This is a genomic window from Burkholderia sp. 572 (genome assembly GCF_040545135.1).
Classification (GTDB): Bacteria; Pseudomonadota; Gammaproteobacteria; order Burkholderiales; family Burkholderiaceae; genus Burkholderia; species Burkholderia cepacia.
On sequence record NZ_JBEPLH010000030.1, the window covers coordinates 15,108 to 30,992 of the forward strand.

Here is a 15,885-nt window from a genome sequence, read left to right on the forward strand (position 1 = left end):
GCGCCGCCGCCACTAAGAGGCGCGGACAGGATGCGTTATTGCACCGGGCAGGATAATCGCCGCCGCACGGAGCGATCCGGCCGGCGAAGGTAAGATGCGCGCAGGTCGAACACGGAAGCACCCCGTATGAACTTCGAAAGCATCCGCATATTCCTGCGCGTGGTCGAGCGCGGCAACTTCACCGCCGCCGCCACGCAACTCGACATGCCGCTCAGCCGCGTGAGCCGCAAGGTCAAGCAGCTCGAGGACGATCTCGGCGTCCAGCTGCTGTACCGGACCACGCGCCGCGTGTCCGTCACCGAGGCCGGACGCGACTACTACGAGCGCTGCCTGCGCGCCGAGGACATCCTGCTCGACGCGGACCGCCAGGCCCGCGCGCTGCGCATGGCGCCGGAGGGCACGCTGCGCGTGCTGGTGCCCTACTCGATCGGCCTGTTCGAACTGGAGCCGGCGCTCGCCGAGTTTCGCCGGCGCTACCCGCTCGTCCAGCTCGTGCTGATCTACGACAACAACCCGCTCGATCTCGTCGAGCACGGCTTCGACGTCGCGCTGCGCGCGGGCGTGCTGACCGACTCCAGCTACATCGCACGCTCGCTCGGCTGGTCGCAGGCGAAGCTCGCGGCGAGCCCCGCCTATCTCGACCGCGTCGGCCGGCCCGCCACGCCGCAGGATCTCGCGCGGCACGACCTGCTGCTCGTCGGCCGCGACGCGCCCGGCCTGACGCTGCGGCTCACCAATGCGGCCGGCGAAGTCGCCGACGTGCCGGTGCGGCCGGTGCTGATCACCAACGAATCGGTGACGGTGCTGCGCCAGGCCGCGAGCGGCGGCGGCATCGCGCTGGCCTCGACGCACTACACGGCCCGCCGGCTCGAACGGAACGAACTCGAAATCGTGCTGCCCGACTGGCACCGGGCCGACGACGTCGAGCTGCACGTGCTGTACCCGCGGCGCGCGACGCTCGACAGCAAGGTGCGCGCGTTCGTCGATTTCCTCGCGGAACTGTTCACCGCATGGCGAACCGCACCGTAACCGGCTCGGTACGGCACGGTTCGCACACCGATTATTGCGCGGCGCGAAATCGATTAATGAGCCGGCCCGTGTTGATGGCGGCTCGCCGCATCGTTAGCCTGTCGCGATGCACAACGACTCCACCGGCGACGCCAGCCGCCTGACCGCTGCCCGCAGACGCGTCACGCGCGTCCCGCCTTCCTGACCGGCAGCATCCCGCCTTCCGAAGCCCGCCACGGCTTCGTGCATCCGATCGAGCCGCACATCGCACGCGTCGGCCCCGGCTACCGGGCCGCATCGCGCGCCGTGCGCCTTTCCGTTCAGCGGCCGCGCCGCGCCTGCGTCGCCTTCGCGCGCGTGCGTGCGCGGTGGCGCGTGCCCGCCGCGACGGGCCGCAGCCGTCAAGCACCTTACGCTTCTTACGCAGGAAACCCATGTCCACTCCGTCATCTCCAGCCCCGCTGTCGGGCGGCAAGCTCGCGATCGGCACGATCGCGGTATCGCTCGCGATGTTCATGAACGTGCTCGACTCGTCGATCGCGAACGTCGCCATTCCGACCATCTCGGGCGACCTCGGCGTGTCGGTCGACGAAGGCACGTGGGTCATCACGATCTTTGCGGCCGCGAACGCGGTGTCGATTCCGTTGACGGGCTGGCTCACGCAGCGCTTCGGCCAGGTACGCCTGTTCGTCACGTCGATCCTGCTGTTCGTGTTCGCGTCGTGGCTGTGCGGGATCGCGCCGAACCTGCCGACGCTGCTCGCCGCGCGGATCCTGCAGGGCGCGGTCGCCGGGCCGCTCGCGCCGCTGTCGCAGGCGCTGCTGCTCGGCGCGTGGCCGCGGCAGAAATCGTCGAGCGCGCTGGCGCTGTGGTCGATGACGGCGCTCGTCGGCCCGATCGCGGGGCCGTCGCTCGGCGGCTGGATCACGTACGACTACAACTGGTCGTGGATCTTCTACATCAACATCCCGGTCGGCTTCTTCGCGGCCGCCGTCACGTGGATCGTGTTCCGGGATCGCGAATCGGCCACGCGCCGCCTGCCGATCGATACGGTCGGCCTGCTGCTGCTCGTGCTGTGGGTCGCGTCGCTGCAGATCATGCTCGACAAGGGCAAGGATCTCGACTGGTTCAACTCGCCCGTCGTCGTCGCGCTCGGCATCGTCGCGCTGATCGGCTTCGCGTTCTTCCTCGTGTGGGAGCTGCACGAGGCTAACCCGATCGTCGACCTGCGGCTCTTCACGCAGCGCAATTTCGCGGGCGGCACGATCGCGATCTCGGTCGCGTACGGGATGTTCTTCGGCACGCTCGTGCTGCTGCCGCAGTGGATGCAGGGCTATCTCGGCTACCGCGCGGTCGATTCGGGGCTCGCCACCGCGCCGCTCGGGGTGTTCGCGATCCTGCTCACGCCGGTCATGGGGCGCCTGCTGCCGCGCACCGATCCGCGCTACATCGCGACGCTCGCGTTCGTCGGCTTCGCGGTCGTGTTCATGATGCGCACGACCTTCTACACCGACGTGTCGCGCTGGGACCTCGTGCTGCCGACGCTGCTGCAAGGCATCCCGATGGCGATGTTCTTCGTGCCGCTGACGTCGATCATCCTGTCCGGGCTGCCGCCGGAAAAGATTCCGGCCGCCGCCGGCCTGTCGAATTTCGGCCGCACGTTCTGCGGCGCCGTCGGCACGTCGCTGATCAGCAACGCCTGGAACGACCGCACGATCCTGCATCACGCGCGGCTCACCGAACAGGCGAGCATCGACAACCCGACTTTCGCGCAACACGTCGACACGACGCGCTCGCTGCTGCACCTGAGCCCCGATTCGGCGCTCGCCCTCTTCAACGCGTCGGTCGATTCGCAAGCGGCCGTGATGGGGCTGAACGACATCTTCTATGTATCGGCGATCATCTTCGTCGCGATCATTCCGCTGATCTGGATCACGAAACCGTCGCGCTCGGGCGGCGGCGATGCCGACGCGGCGGCGGCCGGCGCGCATTGATCCGCGTGCGCGGCGGCCGGAGCCCGCGCCGCGCACGCCGGGGCCACGCGCCGACGTAATAAAGACTTGCAATCGATACAGGCGGAAACGTCAACAGCCGGTGCCCGCGCCGCGTTTTCTGGACAAGCGCCCACGATTCGAGCGCGCAACGACAGGAGAAAACACCATGCGAGCCCTGACCCGCCATCTCGCGATTGCCGCCGCCCTGATGTCGGTACTGACCGGCACCGCGTTCGCCGACACATCGTGGCAACAGGCGCATCCGCGCCGCGAAGCGGTCAACCAGCGCCTCGCAAACCAGAATCGCCGGATCCGTCACGAAGTGAAGGAAGGCGAGATGTCGCACGCACAGGCCGCGCGCCTGCACCGTGACGACCGCAAGATCCGCCGGGAAGAGCGGGACATGGCTGCGCAGGATCGCAGCCACATCACGAAGAGCGAAAAGCACGTGCTGAACCAGCAGGAAAATGCGGTCAGCCACCAGATCGGCCAATAAGATCGACAACACCGGCAGGTGCCCATTCGCCACCCCCTGAAACGCCCGCTGCCGCCGCGCGGCAGCGGGTGCTTGTTGTGTATCGAATCGTTTCAACGCGTCAACGGCGTCAAATGCTGCGGGTATACTCCGTCGTCAGCCGCCTGCCGCATCGTCGTCCGTCAAACATGGCCCGATTCCGGGCGGTTTCGTCGCGAAGCTTCGCGTTTCGCCTACCCCGCGCCCCAGCCTCGATACGAGACCCACGACGATCCACCATGAAACGATTCCTGCTGCTCCTTCCCGCCGCCCTGCTCGCCGCCTGCGGTTCCGCGCCGTCGTCCGACTCGGCCGCCTCGTCCGGCGCGGCGCCGATGATGTACGTGTCGTCGCAACGTCCGGCCTACGCGATCGCCAACTGCCTCGACAGCCGCCTGCCGGGCACCGAGCAATCGCAGCACAACGGCGTGACCGACATCGCCGTCGGCTCGAACTCGTACTTCGTCACGCTGACGCCGTCGGGCAACGGTTCGGTCGTCAAGGTCGTGCGCGGCTCGGGCAGCGAGCCGCCCGAGGAAACGATGCGCTTCGCGCTCGCACGCTGCCTGATCTGATCCGAACCCCGCCGATGCCGGGCGCCCGCCCGGCTCGCGCCTGCGCGCCGGCCCGTCGGCGCGCACGCTGAATATTTTCATCCGGGTGGCCGTCGATGAGAGAATCGCACCCACGATTCCCTTTCAACGGAGCCCGCATGAAGCACCTGCTGTCCCGGCTGTTCGTCAGCGCCGCGCTCGTCGCGCTTGTTCCGGCGCTGCCGGCGCACGCGGCCACGCCGCCCGGCATCTTCGTCGTCGCCACGCAGCTCGGCGAATTCACGACCCTCGACCCGAGCGGAATTTACGAACTGGTGCCGTCGGAGTACGTCGCGAATACCTACGAACGGCTCGTGCGCGTCGACCTGAAGGACCCGACGCGCTTCGACGGGCAGATCGCGCAATCGTGGACGGTCGGCGCCGACGGCGTGACCTACACGTTCAAGCTGCGCCCCGGCCTCACGTTCCATTCCGGCAACCCGGTCACCGCCGACGACGTCGCGTGGTCGCTGCAGCGCACCATCCTGCTCGACAAGGGCCCGGCCGGCGTGCTCGCCGACCTCGGCCTCACGAAGGCGAACGTGGCGCAGAAGGTGCGCGTGGTCGATCCGCAGACCGTCGTCCTCGAAACCGACCGCAAGTACGCACCGAGCTTCGTGCTCAACGTGCTGAGCGCATGCCCGGCATCGGTCTTCGACAAGAAGCTGCTGCTGTCGCACCAGCAGGGCAACGATTTCGGCAGCGGCTGGCTCCGGACCAACGACGCGGGCTCGGGCCCGTACCAGCTCGTCAAGTGGACGCCCAACGAGACCATCGTGCTGCAGCGTTTCGAGAAATACCGCACGCCGTACCCGATGAAACGCGTCGTGCTGCGCCACGTGCCCGAAGCGTCCGCACAACGGTTGCTGCTGGAGAACGGCGACGCCGACGCCGCGCGCAACCTGAGCCCCGACAGCCTCGCCGCGCTGACGAAGGCCGGCAAGATCAAGGTCGCGTCGTGGCCGGTGTCCGCGCTGCTGTACCTGAGCCTGAACACGAAGAACCCGAACCTCGCGAAACCCGAGGTGCAGCAGGCGATGAAATGGCTGGTCGACTATGACGGCATCCAGCGCAACATCGTCAGCACGACGTACAAGGTGCATGAAACCTTCCTGCCCGAAGGCTTCCTCGGCGCGTCGAACGCGCGGCCGTACAAGCAGGACGTCGCGAAGGCGAAGGCGCTGCTCGCCAAGGCCGGCCTGCCGAACGGCTTCGACGTGACGATGGACATGCCGAACGACTATCCGTACCTCGAGATCGCGCAGGCGCTGCAGGCGAACTTCGCGCTGGGCGGCATCCGCGTGAAGCTGATTCCGGGCGATGCGAAGCAGGCGATCGGCAAGTATCGCGCGCGCCAGCACGACATCTTCGTCGGCGAATGGTCGCCCGACTACATGGACCCGAACAGCAATGCGCGCGGCTTCGCGTGGAATCCGGACAACTCCGACCAGTCGCCGACGAAGATGCTCGCGTGGCGCAACAGCTGGGACATTCCGCAACTGACGAAGGACACCGAGGCCGCGCTCGTCGAGCCGTCGCCCGCGAAACGCGCGCAGCGTTACGAAGCGCTGCAGAAGGCCGTGCTCGCGAACTCGCCGTTCATCATCATGTTCGAGAAGGTCGTGCAGGTCGCGACGCGCCCCGGCGTGACCGGGCCGGAAATCGGGCCGATCAACGACCTCGTGTCATACCGCACGCTCGCGAAATAATGGCGCCCGCCCGCGCGCCCGGCCCTGCCGGCGCGCGGGTAATCGCTGCGGGCCGCCGTGGCGGTGCTATGCCGTGCGGCGCAGGCGATCTACAATGCGCGACGCCACGGACGCCGGCCGCGACCGGCGACGATCGGGACCATCGAATCCGCCAATCCGCTTCGCCAAGGAAAACAGGATGCGCACGCTACAACAACTGCGAATGGAGTTCCTTCAGTACAAGATCGAGCCGATCGGCTGGCTCGGCGACAGCCCCTCCCGCTTCGATTTCTATACGCAAACGGCCGCCGGATGCGACACCATCCTGGAGCTCGGCGTGTTCACCGGGCTGACCACGACGGCCTTCCTGCTCGCGCAGCCGAAGCGCCTCGTGTCGGTCGACATCTCCGACGAGTATTTCCAGATCCGGCCCGAACTGGAGCAGGCGGCGAAAGACCTGTCGATCGACTTCGAATTCCGGATCGCCGACGATCTCGCGATGGAGCCGCTCGCCGCCGACCTGCTGTTCATCGACACCACCCATACGTACGAGCAGACGCTCGCCGAACTGAACCGTTTCGGCCCGCTGGCGCGCAAGAAGATCGTGCTGCACGACATGACCGTGGCCGGCGTGTACCAGGCGGTGTTCCAGTGGCTGTGGGACAACAAGCAGTTTCATATTACGTATCACGACAGCCGCGGTTGCGGCGCGGTCGTCTGCGAGCGCCACGTCGGCTACTGAGCCGGGCGCGCGCAACGGGGGGCGAACATGCAATCGAGCGAACACGCGGTCTGCGTGGCGATCAACGACAACAACCGCGCGTGGTACGAGATGCTCGTGCCGTTCCTGCTGTCGCTGCGGCACACCGGCTACGACGGGCGGATCGCGGTGATCGGCTACGGGCTGTCCGAACGCAAGCGGCAGATCCTCGCGAGCCAGTCGGTCGACGTGATCGACGCGTCGAGCGCGTATGCGCTGCCGGTCGGCCGCTTCATCGAGGCAGCCGAGTATTGCGCACGCAACCCGCAGATCCGCAAGCTCGCGCTGTACGACGCCGACATCTGGTTCTGCGCGCCGCCGTTCGACCTGTTCTCGCAGATCGGCGACGACCGGCTCCACGCGTGCCCCGACCCGCTGTTCTGCACGTTCGTCGTCACGCCGCTGATCGGCGAGCGGCGCGACCATCACTGGCGCCTCGTCGTCGACGAAGTCTCCGCACGCCACGGCAGCGCCTTGCAGGCCGGGCTCGTTGCCGGGACCGCCGACGCGTGGGCACGCTACGCCGGCCACCTGCGCGACTGCACCGCCCGCATCGGCACCGATTTCCAGGAATGCTTCGGGATCGATACGACGTTCCTGCACCTGTGGAGCGCCCAGGGCGAAACGGCGCTGCTCGATCCGGTCCAGAACTTCGTCAGCAAGTACGGCATTCACGAAGCGTTCGATGCCGGCACCGGCACGACGACGCTCCGGTATCACGGCGAGCCGATCCGCGCGCTGCACATGACCGGCGACATCCGCTTCCTCGACCGCTGGCGCTACTACGCGAACCACGTCGACGCCGCGCTGCGCGACGGCGTGCCGTTCGCGTTGTCGGACGGCACGCCGGCACAATCCGACGCGGTCGCCGCGCGCATCGCGGCAACCGACTACGTGCGCTCGGCCGGGCTGACCGTTGCGGCCGCAACGATCGAGACAAGCGCGGGCGCCTACCTGCAGGCGATCGACGAACCCGGCGGCACGATGCTGATCGGCAGCGGGAACCACGAAGTCGTGTTCACCTCGACACGCGACATCGCGCGGCTGAACGTCTATGTCACGCACCCGTCCGGGTCGCCGTCGCCGCTGCTGTGCGAAGTGCTGGTCGACGGGCAGCCGCAGCGGAAAGGCACCGAGCTGACGGCGCATTTCACGTACCGGATCGCGCCCGGCACCGTCGTCACGCTGCGCTCGACGAGCCTCGGCGGCCAGCAGTGCAATGCGATCTGGCGGCTGCGCGAGGCGCCGGACATGCAGCAGTAGGCAGCGGGCGGCGGCCCGCCGCCGGTCAATTGAATGCCGCCCACACCAGGTACGCATTCAACCCGACGATCACGACCGTCGCCGCGCCGGCGACGATCCGCAGCGGCATCCGCATCGCGTAAGCGCCCATCACGTCCGCGCGCGCCGACAGCATCAGCAGCGCGATCATCGGCATCGGCAGCACGAAACTCAGCACCACCTGGCTCGCGACCATCGCACGCGTGACGTCGCAACCGAGCGCGACCACCGCGAACGCGGGCACGACCGTCACCGCGCGCCGCACCCAGACCGGCATGCGGCGGTGGATGAAGCCCTGCATCACGACCTGCCCGGCCATCGTGCCGACCACCGAACTCGACACGCCCGAGGTCAGCAGCGCGACGAGAAACAGCGCGCCGGCCGCCGGCCCGAGCACCGGGATCAGCGTGTGATACGCGTCGCCGATGTCGGTCATGCCCGGCGCGTTCGCGTGAAACGCCGACGACGCCATCATCACCATCGCGAGATTCACGAACCCGGCCAGCCCGAGCGCGACGACCACCTCGCGATTCGAGAAGCGCACGAGCCGCCGCCGCTCCGTATCGTCGCGCGGCGCGGTGCGATCCTGCGTGAGCCCCGAATGCAGATACAGCGTGTGCGGCATGATCGTCGCGCCGACGATCCCGACTGCGATCGTCAGCGCCGCGCGATCCGGAATCTGCGGGACGACCAGGTGGAACGCGGCCGCATGCCAGTCCTGCGGCGCGATCAGCAGTTCGCCGAGATAGCACGCGCCGATCACGCCGACCAGCGCCGCGATCGCGGCCTCCAGCGGCCGGAAGCCGCGCTTTTCGAGCGCGAGGATCGCGCAGGTCGCGAGCGCCGTCGCGATCATCCCCGCGAACAGCGACAGGTGGCACAACAGCCCGAATGCGAGCGCGCCGCCGAGGAATTCGGCGAGATCGGTCGCCATCGCGGCGATCTCGGACGCGACCCACATCCCCCATACGACCGGCGCGGGAAACCGGTCGCGGCACAGCTCCGCGAGATTGCGGCCGGTCACGATGCCGAGCTTCGCCGACATCGCCTGGAACAGCATCGCGATCGCGTTCGCGGCCAGCACGACCCACAGCAGCCGGTAGCCGTACGCGGCACCGGCCTGGATGTTGGTCGCGAAGTTGCCGGGATCCATATAGCCGATCGACGCGATCACGGCCGGGCCGACGAACGGCAGCAGCGCGGCGACGCCGGTGCGGCGCCCTTCCAGCGCGGCACGCGCCGCGCCGTCGGGGTGGCCGGTGTGGCCGGCAGGCAGACTCGGCAGCGCGAAGCTGCCGGCAGGTTTGTTCGTGACGGGAATCATGGTGGTGTTCCGTTCGAATGAGGCAGGATTCCTGAAGGTCGGGCGCCGCGGCCGGCATGTCGGCTGCCGGCCGCGGCGACAGCGGCGGCGTTACAGCGGCACGACGTCGGGACGGTTGCGCGGAAACTGCGCGATCACGTCCGGCGCGACGTTCAGGTGCGCTTCGACGAGCTTTGGCGGCGTATGCGCGAGCCAGTCGGACAGCGACACTTCCGCATAGCGGTCGGTCTTGAAGATCTCGAGGAACACCAGATCGGTGTTGCCGGTGTTCTGCACGTAGTGCCCGAGGCTTTTCTTCACGTAGCCGACGTCGCCCGCGCGGAAGTCGGCCGTCTGCGCCTTCGGCCCCGTGTCGAACACGGTCATCCGAGCCTCGCCCTGCAGGTAGTACTGCCATTCATCCGCGTTCGGGTGCCAGTGCAGCTCCCGCATGCCGCCCGGATGCACGGTGACGAGCGCCGCCGCGACGGTCGTCGACACGTTGAAGTTCGTGCTGTCCGCGATCCGCACTTCGCCGCCGCGGGTCTTCCTGACCGGTTTCATGTCGCCGAGCGAGAAGATGAACGGATGCGGCGGCGCCCCTGCCGCCGACGCCGATGCGCGCTGGGCTTCCGCGAGCGGGCCCGGTTCGTCGCCCTGGAAGATCCACAGGTTGTCGAGCGGGATGTTCCGGAATGCGTCGGCCGGCACGCCGAAGTTGAGCGCGAGCACGTCGGGCGGCGTGTGCGCGACCCAGTCGGTCAGCAGCAGCGTGTTGAATTCGGATGCGCGGCCGTTATCGAACGCGAGCAGGAATTCGGCGCCGTCGGTGCCGAGGCCCTGCAGCGAATGCGGCAGGCCGGGCGGGAAATACCAGAGATCGCCGGTTTTCACGTCCTGCACCGATGGCCGCCCGAGTTCGTCGAGCACCGTGATCCGGCACCGGCCGTCGAGCATGATGGCCCACTCGGCCTGCTGGTGCCAGTGCATCTCGCGAATGCCGCCGCGCGTCAGGCGCATGTTGACGCCGGAAATGGTTTCGGAAATCGCAAAATCGTCCTGGGTGACTTCACGCGCCCATCCGCCATTTTGAATTCTTTTATGCGCATTATTGAACGAGGCCCAGAATAACGGCATGCCGTTGATATCGGTGGCCGGCGGATCCTGAAAGGACGGAAACTGGTTGGCGATAGCCGGATTTTTGGGCCCCGGATCGGTCAGGCTCTGGCGGTTGCGCGCATTGACCGCGCCTTCCGGCGGACTGTCCGGATTGCCGAACGAGGCGGCCTTGGCCGATACCGCAATACCGGCGGCGGCAATGGCGCCGGCGGTATTCGCCAGCATCCTGCGTCGAGAAAGATTCGTCATGACTTCTCCTTCATTCTTGCGATCAAGTGAATTCCCATTACGGAACACATGCCGTTTTTCGGATTATCGAAAATCGAACATCCCGTCACGCAAGTTAAATACAATTCGACGAATAAATTAAATGAATTATTAACCTGAATTAATGATTTAAGCTGATCGGCTTTAATTTTGTAATTATTGCGGTGCAGCGGGATGGCGGGAAGGAAACGGATTTCGGTAAATGAGGAGATACGATTGCGCCCCGTCGTGACGACCCTGCATGGCGACAACACGAGATCGGGATACGACGCGGCCGATTCGAATCACCGATCGTATCGAGCGGGCCCGTGCGGATGCGGATACGCCGGATACCGGCGACCTGCGCCGCGACCGGAAGCGGTTCACTCTCGCGGCATCGCGTCGAGCCGTTGCGCGGCAAACCTCAAGCCGCCCAGAATCCGTTCCGCGACCCGTGCCGGAAAGCCGGGCGGCAACGCCGCGGCGACCGATTCGATCACATGCGGCGTCATCGCGACGAGCCGTTCGACGATCGGCGTCGCGATATCGCCGAGCAGGCAGTGCTCGGCCATCGCGCTAAAGTGCCGTCGCGTGATGTCGCGCATCGCATAGTGCTTGCGCTTGCCGTGCACGGCCATCGCGAGCTTCGCCTTGTGCCACGACCACTGGTTCGCGCCGTCGCCTTCGACCGGCCAGATCGACATCACGTCGTAAAGCGGCGTCAGCCGGAAACGGCCGCCCGCCAGCAGGCGCAGGCTGAAGTTCTTCGCATGCCCGTCCGGTGCGGCAAGCATCCAGAACACGATCAGGGCGGCGAACAACGTGTCGAGATCTTCCCGCGACGTTTCGGAGCGGCGCAGGAGGCCTGCGAGATCGGGCACACCGGGGCCGCCGTGCGACTCGTACTTCAGATGAGGCGGCACGCCGAGCGCCTGGCAGAAGTCCTCCTGCGGCAAGCGCAACAGCCACCCGCCATCGCGATGCAACGCACGATCGAAGCGTGCGACGGACAGAACCTTGTGCGCGCCGAAACGCACGATTTCCGCCTGCGCGACCGACAGGCCGAACGCGCGCAGGATCGCGAGGCACAGCCACTCGTTCTCGACGGAGGCCGTCAGGTCGGCCCGCTTGTTGCCGACCAGCCCGAGCGGCAATTTCAGAATATGCGTCGTCGGCGTCGCGCCATGCGGGCGCATCCAGCGTCCGTCATGAAACAGCAGTGCGGTCTTTTCCTGCGCGCCGGCCAGCGACAGCCGGAAATCGTCGTCGTCCCCGCCTGCCGTCGCCACCCCGCTCGCCTGATCGAGCACGCGTGCCACGTCGTCGTCCGACAGCGGCGTACCGTCGATGCGATTCAGGCCGGTCGGCGCATCGTCCTCGCCGAGCAATTGCACCGCGCCGATGCAGTCGCGGCCGAGCGCGGCGAGCAGATCGAACGGCTCGGTCGTCGCCGTGCCGAACCGGGCGGCCAGGCGGCGCCGAATGGCATCGCTGTCCGGCAGCAGGTTGTCGAAGAAGTGATTCACGCGTTCGCCGCGCAGCGGTGCTTCGCCGACACCGAACGGCAGCGACAGCGACAACGGGCGGCCGACGGCCGATTGTTTCCAGTCAGCGTCGTACAGGAGTTCCATGTCGCCGCGCGCGGGAATCCGCCACGTGCCGACCCGCTGGCCGTTCGTCCAGATCGACAACGCGCGCGTGTGCGTTCTGCGTCCCATCGCTTACCACTCGACGTCGGCTGCGTCGTGCCCGTCCTTCGTACGGATGCTGAGTTCGAGACCGTACAGCGCGGTCAACTCGAGCAACTGGCTAAGCGACAGGCTTTCGGTACGCGTGGTTTCGAGCGACGACAGGCGCGACTGGCCCACGCCGATTCTCCCGGCCGCTTCCGCTTGCGTCAGGCCCTTTGCCTGACGCGCGGAAGACAGGATTTCGCCCAGTTGCGCGGACGTATTGACGATGAAGTTCACGGCATGGATCCCCGAAGACAATAAATGCAGTATATGCCTGACAGACATAAACGCAAATTATCTCCATCAGACATAAACGCAAATTATTCCTGGCAGAGATAAAATCAAGCCCCTTCCGGCGCGGACCGCCCCACCGTCGAACGCACTTCCGACCCTATCACCTATCCTCACACCATAGTTTTTATCCGCTGGCGTGAATGATTTTGGCTTCGTTAGATAGATGACATTCGATCATCAGACGACAACGATCTAACAGCCGATGACCTGCGCGTTCGCCCGTACCGTCGAATCCCGCTACGCCGAGCTCACGCCGACCGCGAAGCGCATCGCGAGCTACATGCTCGCGAACCTCGACCGGCTCGGGCTCGAAACGGCCGACCAGATCGCGCAGCAGGCCGGCACGAGCGGCATCTCTGTCGGGCGCTTCCTGCGCAGCGTCGGCTACCGCAATCTCGACGACCTGAAACGCGAGCTGCGCGGCGGAGGCGATCGCCCGTGGATGATCACCGACCGGCTCGACGAATACCGCCGCGTCGCGGGTACGCAACCGGCCCACGGAAACGGAAACGGCAACGGCGATGCCGGCAACAGCCCGCTCGCATCGTCGCTCGAGCGCGAGCTCGACGCGATCCGCCACGTGTACCGCCTCGCCGAAGGCCCGGTGTTCGCGCAGGTCGCCGACCGGATCGCGCATGCGGACGCGGTATTCATCCTCGGCATCCAGTCGACGCGCGGGATCAGCAACGCGTTCAGCAGCTACCTCGAGTACCTGCGCCCGCGCGTGTTCTATTCCGACGGCCAGTCGGGCTCGTACGTCGATTCGCTGAACTCCGAATTCGAGCAGCCGTACTGCATCGTCACCGACACCCGCGCGTATTCGCGCAGCGCGCGCCGCTATTGCCAGGCGGCCGCCGAGCGCGGGCAGCCGTTTGCGCTGGTCACCGACCTCTCGTGCCCATGGGCGCGCGACTGGCCGGCCGACCTGCTGCAGGTGAAGACCGACGTCGGCCAGTTCTGGGATTCGCTCGCACCGCTCACCTGCCTGTTCAACCTGCTGATCACGGCCGTGGTCGACCGCCTCGGCCCCGCGATCGACCGGCGCGTCGCGCGCAACCGCGAACTGCAGCACACGTTCGACCAATTCGAATCCTGAGCGAGCCCGCCCGAACCCGAACCGCCAATGAACGACCACCGCCTCGTCGAAATCACGCCCGCCACCCATCGCGTCGACATCGACCTCGTCTACGCGACCGACCGCAACCTGACCGGCAAGCCGATCTACCGCCGCGCGCACTGCCTGCTGCTGGCGCCGGCCGAAGCCGCATTGCGCCGCGCGGTGAACGTCGCCGCGCAGGCCGGCTTCACGCTGCGCATCTACGATGCGTACCGGCCGCCGCAGGCGCAGCAGGTGCTGTGGGACTTCCTGCCCGACCCGAACTTCGTCGCCGATCTCGGCCGCGGCTCGAATCACAGCCGCGGCACCGCGCTCGACCTGACGCTCGTCGGCGCGGATGGCGAGCCGCTCGACATGGGCACCGGCTTCGACGAGATGGTCGCCGCATCCGGCCACTTCCACGCGGGGCTGCCCGAAGCCGTGCAGCGCAACCGCCTGCTGCTGCTCGGCGTGATGCACGCGGCCGGCTTCGCGCACATCGACAGCGAATGGTGGCACTACGAACTGCCCGGCTCGCATGCGCTGCCCCAGATCGACAATGCGGCAAGCGGCCCGTGGCGCCTGATGTGACGGCCCGACGCATTCTCCCCACCGTTCACGTTCAACGACTTCAACGACACATGGAGCGCAGATGAAACCCCTGACATCCCGGCTCGTCGCGGCGCTGGCCGCCGCATCCGTTCTCGCCGCCGTTCCGCTGTCCGCCGCGCATGCGGAGACGCCGAAGGACATGTTCGTGATGGCCACGCTGCTCGACGAATTCACGACGCTGGATCCGGGCGAGGTCTACGAGCTGGTGCCGGAGGAATACGTCGCGAACACGTACGACCGGCTCGTGCGCGTCGACCTGCGCGATCCGTCGAAATTCAACGGCGACGTCGCGCAGTCGTGGACGGTGAGCACCGACGGGCTGACCTACACGTTCAAGCTGCGCCCCGGCCTCAAGTTCCACTCGGGCAACCCGCTGACGGCCGACGACGTCGCGTGGTCGATCCAGCGCGCGGTGCTGCTCGACAAGGGGCCGGCGGCCGTGCTGACCGGCATCGGGCTCACGAAGGCGAACGTCGTCGCCAACGTGAAGAAGCTCGACGACCTGACGGTGTCGGTCACGACCGACCAGAAGTACGCGCCGACCTTCGTCCTGAACGTGCTGGGCTCCTGGCCCGCCTCGGTGCTCGACAGGAAGCTGCTGCTGTCGCACCAGCAGGGCAGCGACTTCGGCAACGCGTGGCTGAAGACCAACGAGGCCGGCTCCGGCGCGTACAGGCTGGTCAAGTGGACCGCCGGCGACAGCGTCGTGCTGCAGCGCTTCGACGGCTACCGGCTGCCGCTCGCGATGAAGCGCATCGTGCTGCGCCACGTGCCCGAAGCCGCGAGCCAGCGCCTGCTGCTGGAGAACGGCGACGTCGATGCGGCACGCGACCTGAGCCCCGACGATCTGGCGTCGGTCGTGAAATCCGGCAAGGCGAAGGTGTCGGCATCGCCGCAGGCGACGCTGCTGTATCTCGGCCTGAACACGAAGAATGCGACGCTCGCGAAGCCCGACGTGCAGGAAGCGCTGAAGTGGCTCGTCGACTATGCGGGCATCCAGGGCAACGTGGTGAAGACGACCTACAAGGTCCACCAGACCTTCCTGCCCGAAGGTTTCCTCGGCACGCTGAACGCGAACCCGTACCGGCTCGACGTCGCGAAGGCGAAGGCGCTGCTCGCGAAGGCCGGTGTGCCGAACGGGTTCTCGGTGACGATGGACGTGCGCAACGATTATCCGTACACCGAAATCGCGCAGGCCGTGCAGGCGAACTTCGCGCAGGCGGGCATCAAGGTGCAGCTGATCCCCGGCGACAACAAGCAGACGCTCGCGAAATACCGCGCGCGCCAGCACGACATCTACATCGGCGAATGGTCGGCCGACTACATCGATCCGCACAGCAACGCGCAGGGTTTTGCGTGGAACCCCGACAATTCCGACAAGTCGAGCTATAAAATGCTGGCCTGGCGCAACAGCTGGGACATTCCGCAACTGACGAAGGAAACCGACGCCGCGCTCGCCGAACCGACCGCCGCGAAACGCGCGCAACGGTATCAGGCGATGCAGAAGGAAATGCTCGCGCGCTCGCCGTTCGTGATCATGTTCGAGAAAGTCGCGCAGGTCGCGACGCGGCCCGGCGTGAGCGGGCTCGAAGTCGGGCCGATCAACGATCTCGTGTCGTACCGCAACCTGAAGAAGCAATAAGA

The 15,885-nt window shown here is 66.8% G+C and carries 14 protein-coding genes; 10 read left to right on the forward strand and 4 right to left on the reverse strand.

From position 1 onward, the window contains the following. The first annotated feature begins 126 nt into the window (after positions 1-126). The 7 genes from ABIC51_RS35840 (at position 127) to ABIC51_RS35870 (ending at position 7,820) form a co-directional block, all read left to right on the forward strand. Entirely contained in the window at positions 127-1,029 is a 903-nt protein-coding gene (locus ABIC51_RS35840) for a LysR family transcriptional regulator (protein WP_060195414.1), read from the forward strand. Between the two features lie 413 nt (positions 1,030-1,442). Continuing rightward, positions 1,443-3,002, forward strand: coding sequence for a DHA2 family efflux MFS transporter permease subunit (locus tag ABIC51_RS35845; protein ID WP_124814588.1), 1,560 nt, complete (start codon positions 1,443-1,445; stop codon positions 3,000-3,002). 166 nt (positions 3,003-3,168) lie between these two features. Next, positions 3,169-3,498 carry a hypothetical protein gene (locus ABIC51_RS35850; protein WP_027791882.1) on the forward strand — a complete coding sequence of 110 codons (330 nt, stop codon included), beginning with the start codon at positions 3,169-3,171 and terminating at the stop codon, positions 3,496-3,498. Positions 3,499-3,755: 257 nt separating this feature from the next. Beyond that, a complete protein-coding gene (locus ABIC51_RS35855; protein WP_021161344.1) occupies positions 3,756-4,091 on the forward strand; it encodes a hypothetical protein in 336 nt (111 codons plus the stop codon). A 137-nt stretch (positions 4,092-4,228) separates the two neighbouring features. After that, positions 4,229-5,818 carry an ABC transporter substrate-binding protein gene (locus tag ABIC51_RS35860; RefSeq protein WP_226127902.1) on the forward strand — a complete coding sequence of 530 codons (1,590 nt, stop codon included), beginning with the start codon at positions 4,229-4,231 and terminating at the stop codon, positions 5,816-5,818. A gap of 178 nt (positions 5,819-5,996) precedes the next feature. Beyond that, the gene (locus tag ABIC51_RS35865; protein WP_021161346.1) at positions 5,997-6,539 is read left to right on the forward strand and encodes a class I SAM-dependent methyltransferase; all 543 of its coding nucleotides are present in this window, start codon (positions 5,997-5,999) and stop codon (positions 6,537-6,539) included. 27 nt (positions 6,540-6,566) lie between these two features. After that, entirely contained in the window at positions 6,567-7,820 is a 1,254-nt protein-coding gene (locus ABIC51_RS35870) for a hypothetical protein (RefSeq protein WP_226127904.1), read from the forward strand. 25 nt (positions 7,821-7,845) lie between these two features. Here ABIC51_RS35870 and ABIC51_RS35875 read toward each other — a convergent pair whose 3' ends face one another. The 4 genes from ABIC51_RS35875 to ABIC51_RS35890 form a co-directional block, all read right to left on the reverse strand. Beyond that, positions 7,846-9,162, reverse strand: a complete 1,317-nt coding sequence (locus ABIC51_RS35875) for an Nramp family divalent metal transporter (protein ID WP_226127906.1) — start codon at positions 9,160-9,162, stop codon at positions 7,846-7,848. 90 nt (positions 9,163-9,252) lie between these two features. Beyond that, positions 9,253-10,509, reverse strand: coding sequence for an oxalate decarboxylase family bicupin (locus tag ABIC51_RS35880; RefSeq protein ID WP_060173419.1), 1,257 nt, complete (start codon positions 10,507-10,509; stop codon positions 9,253-9,255). Between the two features lie 380 nt (positions 10,510-10,889). Continuing rightward, positions 10,890-12,224, reverse strand: a complete 1,335-nt coding sequence (locus ABIC51_RS35885; protein WP_060173420.1) for a type II toxin-antitoxin system HipA family toxin — start codon at positions 12,222-12,224, stop codon at positions 10,890-10,892. A gap of 3 nt (positions 12,225-12,227) precedes the next feature. Further along, the gene (locus ABIC51_RS35890) at positions 12,228-12,476 is read right to left on the reverse strand and encodes a helix-turn-helix domain-containing protein (RefSeq protein WP_021161351.1); all 249 of its coding nucleotides are present in this window, start codon (positions 12,474-12,476) and stop codon (positions 12,228-12,230) included. 259 nt (positions 12,477-12,735) lie between these two features. Between ABIC51_RS35890 and sapR the strand changes: the two genes are divergently transcribed. The 3 genes from sapR to ABIC51_RS35905 all read left to right on the forward strand — a co-directional run bounded on the left by sapR (position 12,736) and on the right by ABIC51_RS35905 (position 15,883). Next, positions 12,736-13,629 (forward strand): sap1 transcriptional regulator SapR, encoded by an 894-nt coding sequence (gene sapR / locus ABIC51_RS35895; RefSeq protein WP_226127908.1) that lies wholly within the window; start codon positions 12,736-12,738, stop codon positions 13,627-13,629. A gap of 27 nt (positions 13,630-13,656) precedes the next feature. Continuing rightward, positions 13,657-14,220, forward strand: a complete 564-nt coding sequence (gene ddpX / locus ABIC51_RS35900; protein WP_027791890.1) for a D-alanyl-D-alanine dipeptidase — start codon at positions 13,657-13,659, stop codon at positions 14,218-14,220. 61 nt (positions 14,221-14,281) lie between these two features. Continuing rightward, the gene (locus ABIC51_RS35905; protein WP_027791891.1) at positions 14,282-15,883 is read left to right on the forward strand and encodes an ABC transporter substrate-binding protein; all 1,602 of its coding nucleotides are present in this window, start codon (positions 14,282-14,284) and stop codon (positions 15,881-15,883) included. Positions 15,884-15,885 lie beyond the last annotated feature (2 nt).